The 8140-nt window shown below is 40.9% G+C and carries 7 protein-coding genes and 1 pseudogene; 2 read left to right on the top strand and 6 right to left on the bottom strand.

Annotated features, from left to right (window positions below; translation table 11 throughout):
- Positions 1–306: 306 nt before the first annotated feature.
- The 3 genes from EWV84_RS09345 to tnpA form a co-directional block, all read right to left on the bottom strand.
- The gene (locus EWV84_RS09345) at positions 307–1314 is read right to left on the bottom strand and encodes a GNAT family N-acetyltransferase (RefSeq protein WP_287077787.1); all 1008 of its coding nucleotides are present in this window, start codon (positions 1312–1314) and stop codon (positions 307–309) included.
- 341 nt (positions 1315–1655) lie between these two features.
- Positions 1656–3083, bottom strand: a complete 1428-nt coding sequence (locus tag EWV84_RS09340; protein WP_287077786.1) for a glycosyltransferase family 2 protein — start codon at positions 3081–3083, stop codon at positions 1656–1658.
- Between the two features lie 258 nt (positions 3084–3341).
- A complete protein-coding gene (gene tnpA / locus EWV84_RS09335; RefSeq protein ID WP_287077785.1) occupies positions 3342–3761 on the bottom strand; it encodes an IS200/IS605 family transposase in 420 nt (139 codons plus the stop codon).
- Between the two features lie 64 nt (positions 3762–3825).
- On the opposite strand from tnpA, the gene EWV84_RS09330 reads away from it, so the two are divergent.
- Both EWV84_RS09330 and EWV84_RS09325 read left to right on the top strand, forming a co-directional pair.
- Positions 3826–5055, top strand: coding sequence for an RNA-guided endonuclease InsQ/TnpB family protein (locus EWV84_RS09330; protein WP_287077784.1), 1230 nt, complete (start codon positions 3826–3828; stop codon positions 5053–5055).
- 69 nt (positions 5056–5124) lie between these two features.
- Positions 5125–6360 (top strand): bifunctional sterol desaturase/short chain dehydrogenase, encoded by a 1236-nt coding sequence (locus EWV84_RS09325; protein WP_287077783.1) that lies wholly within the window; start codon positions 5125–5127, stop codon positions 6358–6360.
- Between the two features lie 10 nt (positions 6361–6370).
- Here EWV84_RS09325 and EWV84_RS09320 read toward each other — a convergent pair whose 3' ends face one another.
- From EWV84_RS09320 to EWV84_RS09310, 3 genes and pseudogenes are all read right to left on the bottom strand, one after another.
- Positions 6371–7315, bottom strand: a complete 945-nt coding sequence (locus EWV84_RS09320) for an NAD(P)-dependent alcohol dehydrogenase (RefSeq protein ID WP_286827120.1) — start codon at positions 7313–7315, stop codon at positions 6371–6373.
- 2 nt (positions 7316–7317) lie between these two features.
- Positions 7318–7704: a hypothetical protein gene (locus EWV84_RS09315; RefSeq protein ID WP_287077782.1), complete on the bottom strand. Its 387-nt coding sequence runs from the start codon at positions 7702–7704 to the stop codon at positions 7318–7320.
- Positions 7705–7789: 85 nt separating this feature from the next.
- Positions 7790–7942: pseudogene (locus EWV84_RS09310) on the bottom strand (phosphopantetheine-binding protein); the annotation flags it as partial.
- Positions 7943–8140 lie beyond the last annotated feature (198 nt).

Genomic DNA, 8140 nt, shown 5'->3' with positions numbered 1-8140 from the left:
ATTATTAGTCATGTAATATCATCTTAACTAATCTGAGTGATGAATGACTACTCTTCTCTATTATATTCTGAAAAGTCGGTTTTGGCAACAGATTGTTATGACCTCACCCCCTTAACCTAGGAGGAGAGGGGGAACTAGGAAAAGAGGGGTATGCTTCCCGCGTTAACCTTTCTCTTTCCACTAAAAACCCCCCAAAGCAATCTTACCCCTTGTCATGGACAAAAGGCGATCGCCATAAGTTCAGAAAACGGGTTTCTTGAAGAAACCCGTTTTCTAGATATTGTTTTTTGGCTGAGAGTTTAAACATCAATTGGTGGATTTAAAGAGTGGTTTTCCTTCTGGTAATCGCCTAATTTTCCCCGACTCATCCCGTTCTACTTCTGCAAAAACATAATTGCCATTACTATCTTGCTTTAAGCATAATTTACCATCTATTTGTTCATAAACAGGTGGACAAAATTGAGGGATTCCTCCAAATTCTACTACCTCACCCCCTAGTTCCTGTAAAATAGGACATAAGATGAGATTTTCTTCCTCATCAAAGACGAAATTATGAGTATTCGGATCTCGTAAAGGGAGAGGATAAATCGGTAAACCCATCGAACTCGTCAAAGCCTTTCCTGCTGCATCTCTAACTGGCTCTAAAAAAATTGGTTTCCCTTGAGAATTCTTGACAATTTCTTGAGTTTTTATATCCCTTAAAACAATTGTTCCAGTCGGTATAACTTCCTTTTCTCTTAGCCTTAAATGAGCCTGGTGTAAATTCGGTAAATTCTTCTCCGATATGTTAAAATGTTTTGTATATTGAATTGCTGCTTTAACAAAGCCCAAGCGTTCTAATAATACCTGAATCCCTTGCTGATCCATGCTGATTAATAAGTCAATATCGCTAACCTTTAGTTCTTCCGCTTTAGCGATCGCCGCTTTAATCAACAAATTAATTGTGTCTGGTTTGCGGTGCTTTTCTTTAACATACATCCCCAAAACTGCACCCACACGACGGGGAATGAAAGGATTTTCCCACATTTCCAAAGCAGAAATCTGGGGAGGTGGGGTCTCATCATACACATAAGTAAAGAGAAACCCGACGATTTGCTGCTCATATTCCAAGACAAAACCGAAAGATAGAGGTTTTTTAAGCTGATACCTCACATATCCTTCATAGTCAAAATCAGGTTTCAGATTGATCGAGGGATCAGCTTCCGATCGCCTTTGAGCAAAATCTCGCCAAAGAGGAGCGATCGCTATTGCATCTTCAGGTCTAGCTAGTCGTTGATGATACATAGTTTCGCCAAGATTATGCTTGTTTTCCATACTATATTCTGACAAGTCTGCTTTGGGAACAGATAACCGACTCCCCAAAACAAAAACTTCCTATCTCACCATTAAGATAACTGCTCTAGCAACGCTGTGCAGAAGAGCCAGAAATTAATTCTCCATTAACCGGTCACAAAAAAAACTGGAGCGAGCGCTTTTCGCTACCCCAGTGCTGTCACGGAATTCAATTCTGTATCTAAATTAACACATTATTGGTAGCAAGCATGATTAAGGAAATTGGAAATTTTTCCAAAAGGGGTTTCCAAAGGCTGTAACCTTCATTGACAGGGGATTTCGAGCCTGATAAGGCCAAAGTTTTTGGAGTCTATCCTCGAAAATTAAACTTCGGCGCTGAGATGTTCCCCCAGATGAACGGTTTTCACCCATTTTAAACGTTTAGGACGCAAAGCCATCCGCAGGCTGACACTGGGAATAATAATAAACCAGTGCATCATATAAATCATGCCGCGAATGGTTTGAGCAAGGATGTCCAAACCGAGGGTGAAAGTGAATTTTTTACCCGTATTAACTCGGATTAATCCTGTCACCATACCCCAGAGAGAAAGGGAAAGAGCTAAACCAGTTAAAGGAGTTAAAATCGGGGCTTGATGCCGAGTAATAGTGATTAAAAGATCGGGAATAGCGGCCGCAGGTAAGATATATTGAACGATCAAAAAAGCAATTAAATCAAACTTTTTCGGCCAAGGCATAGGAGACTTTAAAATTGCTTTCCAATAGTCGAGATAACGCTGAAAACCACCTTCGGCCCAACGATTGCGCTGATGCCATAAAGCGATCGCCGTTGTCACCCCTTCTTCCGCTACTGCGGGAAAATTTAAGATATTAATTTTCCAATTATCGATATGGAGACGAATAGTTAAATCAAGATCGTCGGTGATCGTTTGTTCATTCCAACCCCCGCAACGATTTAAGGCACTACGACGGACAAATTGACCATTTCCGCGCAATTCTCCGATCCCTCCCACCGCGATCCGTTGCTGTTGGAAACAGCTATCAAAGATCATTTCTACCGCTTGTCCTTTTGTCCAGAAGTTTTCGGCAGCATTGGCGATCGCTTTTCGCACCTGTACCGCACCCACTTCTCGATCGTCGAACATCGGGACGACATGACGCAGTAAATCGGAGGATAATCCCGCATCCGCATCGAATACGCCGATAATTTCCCCGTTAGTTAGGGATAAAACCTGATTCAAGGCCCCGGACTTGCCACCTCCAGCATTAGCAGGACGATGGAGAATTTTTAATTGGGGATATTCTAAAGCAAGGCGATCGAGAATCGCACCCGTGTTATCGGTACTATAGTCATCGACGATCCAGACTTCTAATTTATCTTGGGGATAGTCTAGATGACAGAGATAATTAACCAGTTTCGTGATTACGGTTTCTTCATTTTTGGCCGCTACTAAGAGGGAAACCCTGGGGACAGAGGCTAAATCCTTATCCAGTAAGGGAATTGGCGGCGTTTCCGGTTTGGTGAACAGCAGCCGCAAAGCTTGCCCCGATAGTACGATAGTTAAGGCGATAATTGCCCAATAACCCCAACTCAGCCAATGAAGTGCGATAATTATTGTCCAGATCGCCATGAGGCTAAAAGCCGCTTTCTGTCTGCGTCCTGATCGGCCCTGAAAAATTTCGCTCCTAAATTCCTCCTCCTCGTCTTCGGGATCGGACCAGTCAGATAGGAGGGAACCGATCGGGTCTAATTCTTCGTTATCATCCTCTCGCGACCAATAATTTTCTGCCATAATCGACTCAGGTTAAGTAACTGTTCAAGTAAAAGCTTATTTCTTGCTTTATTTTACCGAAAATTGTTAAAATTTTTAACGGAATCTTAAGTTTTTTTGGGAAAGAAACCCTAGTTTTTCAGTCTATTAGGATTTTTTTCCCTATAAATGCGCTTTTGCGGCTAAGATTGCCTTGTTTACCTAAAATGTCGGTTTGAAGGAACCCTCGGTTTCACCTCGGAGATGAAAAACCGACCAGCATAAAACAGCGAAGCACAGCTAATATTCAGGGGAATCCTGATTCTCTACATATTTCTTAAGTTGGTCTATTGTAACACCCCCACAACTAGCCACAAAATATGCCCCTGTCCACAAAATTCTCTTATCTTGACCATATATCTCTTTCAAGTGGTCAGAAAATTTATCCCACATCAGCTTGCAAGAAGTTGGTTTTAAGTTGGCTATTAATCCACTTAACAGTTTATGAGGGGGGTAAGTTAAAAGAATGTGAACATGGTCTGACTCTCCGTTAATTTCTATTACCTTCGCATCCCATTTCTCGGCTATGTTTTGAAAAGCTATTCTCAAAAACTCCAGATGCTCTTTATGAAACACCTTTCTACGATATTTTGTCACGAGAACTATGTGGACGGTGAGATTAAAGGTAGCTCTACGAGTTTTAAAATAATTAGTCTTCATGCTCTTGACATTTTAGACAGTGGATTGCTATAATCATAATATAACACATTGAGAGGTCGAATCGATGCGAGTCATAGAGTTTAAGTTAAAAACCAATTCACACCAAGAAATAGCCATTCAAGAGGCTATAAGAGTGGGACAGTTTATTCGGAATAAGTGTCTAAGATTTTGGATGGACTCTACCAAAGAAGATCAGGTTAACTATGCTACTTTGTGTAGGCTAACTACCGAATTATCTAATAATCCTGAGTTCTCTTTTGTTGGTAAACTCAACTCTATGGCTCGTCAAGCGAGTGCCGAAAGAGCCTGGTTTTCTATATCCCGTTTTTATGATAACTGTAAAAAGCGCACCGCCCGCGCCGAATCGAATTCGGCAAGCGGACGGAGCAAGAAGGGTTTAGCTAAAAAAGGCTATCCTAAATTCAAAAAGTTCTCAAGGTCTGTCGAGTACAAAACTTCTGGTTGGAAACTAACAGAAGACAAAAAGTTTATCCACATCACGGATAAAACAGGGATAGGGAAATTAAAGCTAATCGGTACTTTTAACCGTGAGATTCTCGATAAATCCACTATCAAAAGAGTCAGGCTTATTAAACGAGCCGATGGCTTTTATTGTCAATTTGTCTTAGACATTGAGCGAGTAGAACCCTTTGACTCTACAGGAAAAGAAGTAGGCATTGATTTAGGTTTAAACCATTTCTTAACCGACTCTAATGGGGATAAAATTGATAAACCACGGTTTCTTCGTAAGTCTGAAAAAAGACTAAAAAAGGCTCAACGTAAACTCTCAAAAAAGAAAAAGGGAAGCCAAAAAAGGTTAAAACAGAAATCTAAAGTAGCTCGCCTTCATTTAAAAGTTTCTAGACAACGTAAAGATTTTGCCGTCAAGACAGCAAAAGCGTTAATCCAATCTAACGATTTGGTAGTCTATGAGGACTTGAAGGTATCTAATATGGTGAAAAATCCTCAGCTTGCTAAATCTATTTCAGATGCAAGTTGGTCGATGTTCACCGATTGGCTAGACTACTTGGGAAAAATACACGGGAAGTTTGTGGTAGCGGTGAACCCACAATATACTAGCCAAGAGTGTTCTAGTTGTGGTAATATTGTCAAGAAAACATTATCTGTAAGAACTCATGTTTGTTCTTGTGGGTGTGTCTTGGATAGAGATGAAAACGCTGCTATAAACATTCTCGCACGGGCAAATACTGTCGGGCGGACAGAAATTCAAGCCCTCGGACAGACTATCCACTGTCTATTAGGTGAAAGCTTGGTAGATAAGGTAACTGGATGAACAGGGAATCCCTCGCATGAGTGCGATGGGAGCGTCAAATTCGTTGAGAAAATTTAACATTTATCCCCTATGTCAAACCTGCTCCTCTGTGTCGGACTGATTTGTGGCTCAATTATTTGGGTGGAGATCGTGCGTGATTCCTATCATGCTCTGGCCCACCATTGGCAGCCCCTTTATCGTCTGCACGTCTGGCATCATCGGGTTTTTCGTCCCGATCTGTCGGTCATGAGCGAGGAAATTTATCGCAAGGCGCACTGGTACAATGATGTACCGGAGGCCTTAGTCATGTTGGCTGCCAGTGTTTTACCCGTACTACTGGCCTACTCTTGGGGGTTCGATCGCCCTTGGTTGGGTTGGTTAGGCTCCCTTTATACTATGGCTTTTCTCAGTACGGCGATCGGTCGAGGTTTAGGTATGGCAAATCTGGACGAATTAACCGATTTAACCCATCGTCCGGGGCAGTTTGAGAGTTTACCCGCTCCATGGCGCGTGAATCGTACCTACCACTGGCGACACCATTTTGATAACCAAAAGGCTTATTATTGTGGAACTTTCACCTTTATGGATAAATTGATGGGGACGGCACTTTCTCTCAAGGGCAAAACGATCGCCATTACCGGAGCGAATGGAACCTTAGGGCGATCGCTTTTAAAGTACCTACAACTGAAAGGAGCCAAGGTGATCGCGCTCACTTCCGGGGAGAATGCGATCGCTATTGAAATTAACGGCGAATCAGTACCTGTAAAAACCGTAAAATGGCAAATCGGTGAAGAAACGCAACTTGAGAACCTATTTAAGTCTGTAGATATACTGATTTTAAATCATGGCGTTAATGTCCACGGCCAAAGAACCCCAGAAGCGATCGAATTAGCCTACCAAGTGAATACTTTTTCCGTCTGGCGTTTAATGGAATTATTCTTCAAAACTGTCCGCACTAACGAGGAAATTGCCCGCAAGGAAGTCTGGGTGAATACTTCGGAAGCAGAGGTTAATCCTGCCTTTAGTCCCCTCTACGAACTCAGTAAACGAGCGATCGGTGATATGATTACCCTGCGTCGTTTAGATGCTCCCTGTGTGGTAAGAAAGCTAATTCTTGGTCCTTTTAAGAGTAATTTAAATCCTGTGGGTATTATGTCCGCTGATTGGGTAGCTAAACAGATTATCAAGGCGGTACAGAGGGATAGCCGCAATATTATTATTACTATTAATCCCTTGACTTTTATCACCTTTCCAATTAAAGAATTCTCTGTTTCTACCTACTTAAAACTATTTACTCGTTCCCCAAAAAATCGGGAAAATCCCTAACTATTTATCCTTAATCCGGGATCAAGACTATTTTTCCTCGCACTCTTTCCGATTCACTATAATTATGAGCTTCTACCACCTGGGAAAAAGTATAGGTGCGATCGATTCTAACAGTTAATTTTCCTGATTCGATCGCTTCTTTGAGAAATTGCCAGTCGGACGCTTGTGCCTGAGCAAAAAATATCAGTTTCCCTTTTTGGGGCAACCAAGCAGTGAGATAATTTAAGAGGATAATCCCTGGATTTGGTAGGGTGGTTATATAGGTTCCTTGGGGTTTTAAAAGCTGACGACAGTGCCAAAAAGAAGACTTAGCCACAGCATCGAAGATTAGATCATATTTCTGCTCAGTTTTTCTCCAATCTTCTTGGGTATAATCGATAACTTTATCTGCTCCTAAAGAGGTGACATAATCGATATTTTTACTACTACAAACTCCATCTACTTGCGCGGAGAAAATTTTCCCTATCTGCACGGCAAAGCTACCCACTCCTCCCGATGCACCATTAACTAAAATCCGATTTCCTGCTTGAATACCGCCAAAATCCCGCAAGACTTGCAACGCGGTAGAAGCGGCTAAAGGAGTGGCGGCAGCTTGAATAAAACTCTGATTATGCGGTTTTTTAACTAATAGGGAAGCAGGAATAATTGCATATTCAGCATAGGTTCTACCCGGTAATTGATTGAGAAAACCAAAAACCTCATCTCCGATCTGGAATTGTTCCACCTGACTGCCTTTTTCAACGATAATTCCCCCATAATCAAAACCTAATTGCAGGGGAAATTTATTACCTGTGGCTATTTTGAGCATTCCCCGACGAATCTTCCAATCAATCGGATTAATTCCCGCTGCCATAATCTTAATTAAGACTTCTTTCGCTTGGGGAATTGGCTTTTCTATTTCTGTGTATTGGAGAACATTACTATCGCCATAGCGATTAATGATAATAGCTTTCATAATTAAGAAAAAAGTTGATAAAATAGTAAGGGAGCAAAAGTAATGACCAAGAGAACAAAAATCCAAACTCGTCCCGCTAAAAGATTATAATCTTGTCCTAATCTTGACCAAGAGTGACCGGCAATAAAATGGCCGAACAGAAATTCAAAACCCACTGTTAATAGTAACCAAATTAAACCGATAGTAATTGCTTGGCTGGACGATTCTAGACCCCAAAAATAGACAAGAGTGCCAATATAAAGACTAAAAAAGAGGATTCCTGTCAGGGTAGAAATTTGATGAGCGCGTAGTTCATCGAGATATTTTCCGTAGGTGCTTTCCCTGAGAATACCGTTACTAATTCCTATTAAGATCATCGGGAGCCATGGGACAATGTAGCGACTAATCATAAGTTGTTGGTTTAGAACTCGCTCTAATTGGATTATAGCTATATTTGGCTGATAACTTGAGATATTTTGGTAAAAATTAAGATTGTTACTTGCCTAAATTTTCAGCAAGATAATCAACTAGCTTTTTCACTGTTGTAAATTCTTGGCATTTTTCGTCTGAAAGTTCAAGATCGAATTCTTCTTCTAAAACCATTATTAATTCAATCTTATCAAGTTCATCTCCTCCCCAATTTGATAATAAGTCAGACCAACTATCAAAGGAAGAACTAGACGTATAAAAGCTATAAGAACTATAACTACTAGATTGTAAATAAAATAGGCTCTTCGGGAATTGTTATGCAAATAATTAACTTAAAATAAAATTCGATGAGAGCAACTACGCTCAAAAGTAGCTGAAATTCATACAGGAAAGGACTTAAGGCACAAAAGGGTTAAT

It is taken from the genome of Microcystis sp. M_QC_C_20170808_M3Col, from assembly GCF_007095505.1.
GTDB lineage: Bacteria > Cyanobacteriota > Cyanobacteriia > Cyanobacteriales > Microcystaceae > Microcystis.
The sequence above is the reverse complement of the archived record's forward strand: the minus strand, read 5'-3'. Positions and strand labels throughout refer to the sequence as shown.

Bases quoted from the DNA above. Each gene is read 5' to 3' on its own strand.
- tnpA (WP_287077785.1), bottom strand. From the start codon at position 3,761: ATGAAGACTAATTATTTTAAAACTCGTAGAGCTACCTTTAATCTCACC.
- EWV84_RS09330 (WP_287077784.1), top strand. From the start codon at position 3,826: ATGCGAGTCATAGAGTTTAAGTTAAAAACCAATTCACACCAAGAAATA.
- EWV84_RS09345 (WP_287077787.1), bottom strand. From the start codon at position 1,314: ATGGAAAACAAGCATAATCTTGGCGAAACTATGTATCATCAACGACTA.
- EWV84_RS09315 (WP_287077782.1), bottom strand. From the start codon at position 7,704: ATGATTAGTCGCTACATTGTCCCATGGCTCCCGATGATCTTAATAGGA.
- EWV84_RS09340 (WP_287077786.1), bottom strand. From the start codon at position 3,083: ATGGCAGAAAATTATTGGTCGCGAGAGGATGATAACGAAGAATTAGAC.
- EWV84_RS09325 (WP_287077783.1), top strand. From the start codon at position 5,125: ATGTCAAACCTGCTCCTCTGTGTCGGACTGATTTGTGGCTCAATTATT.
- EWV84_RS09320 (WP_286827120.1), bottom strand. From the start codon at position 7,315: ATGAAAGCTATTATCATTAATCGCTATGGCGATAGTAATGTTCTCCAA.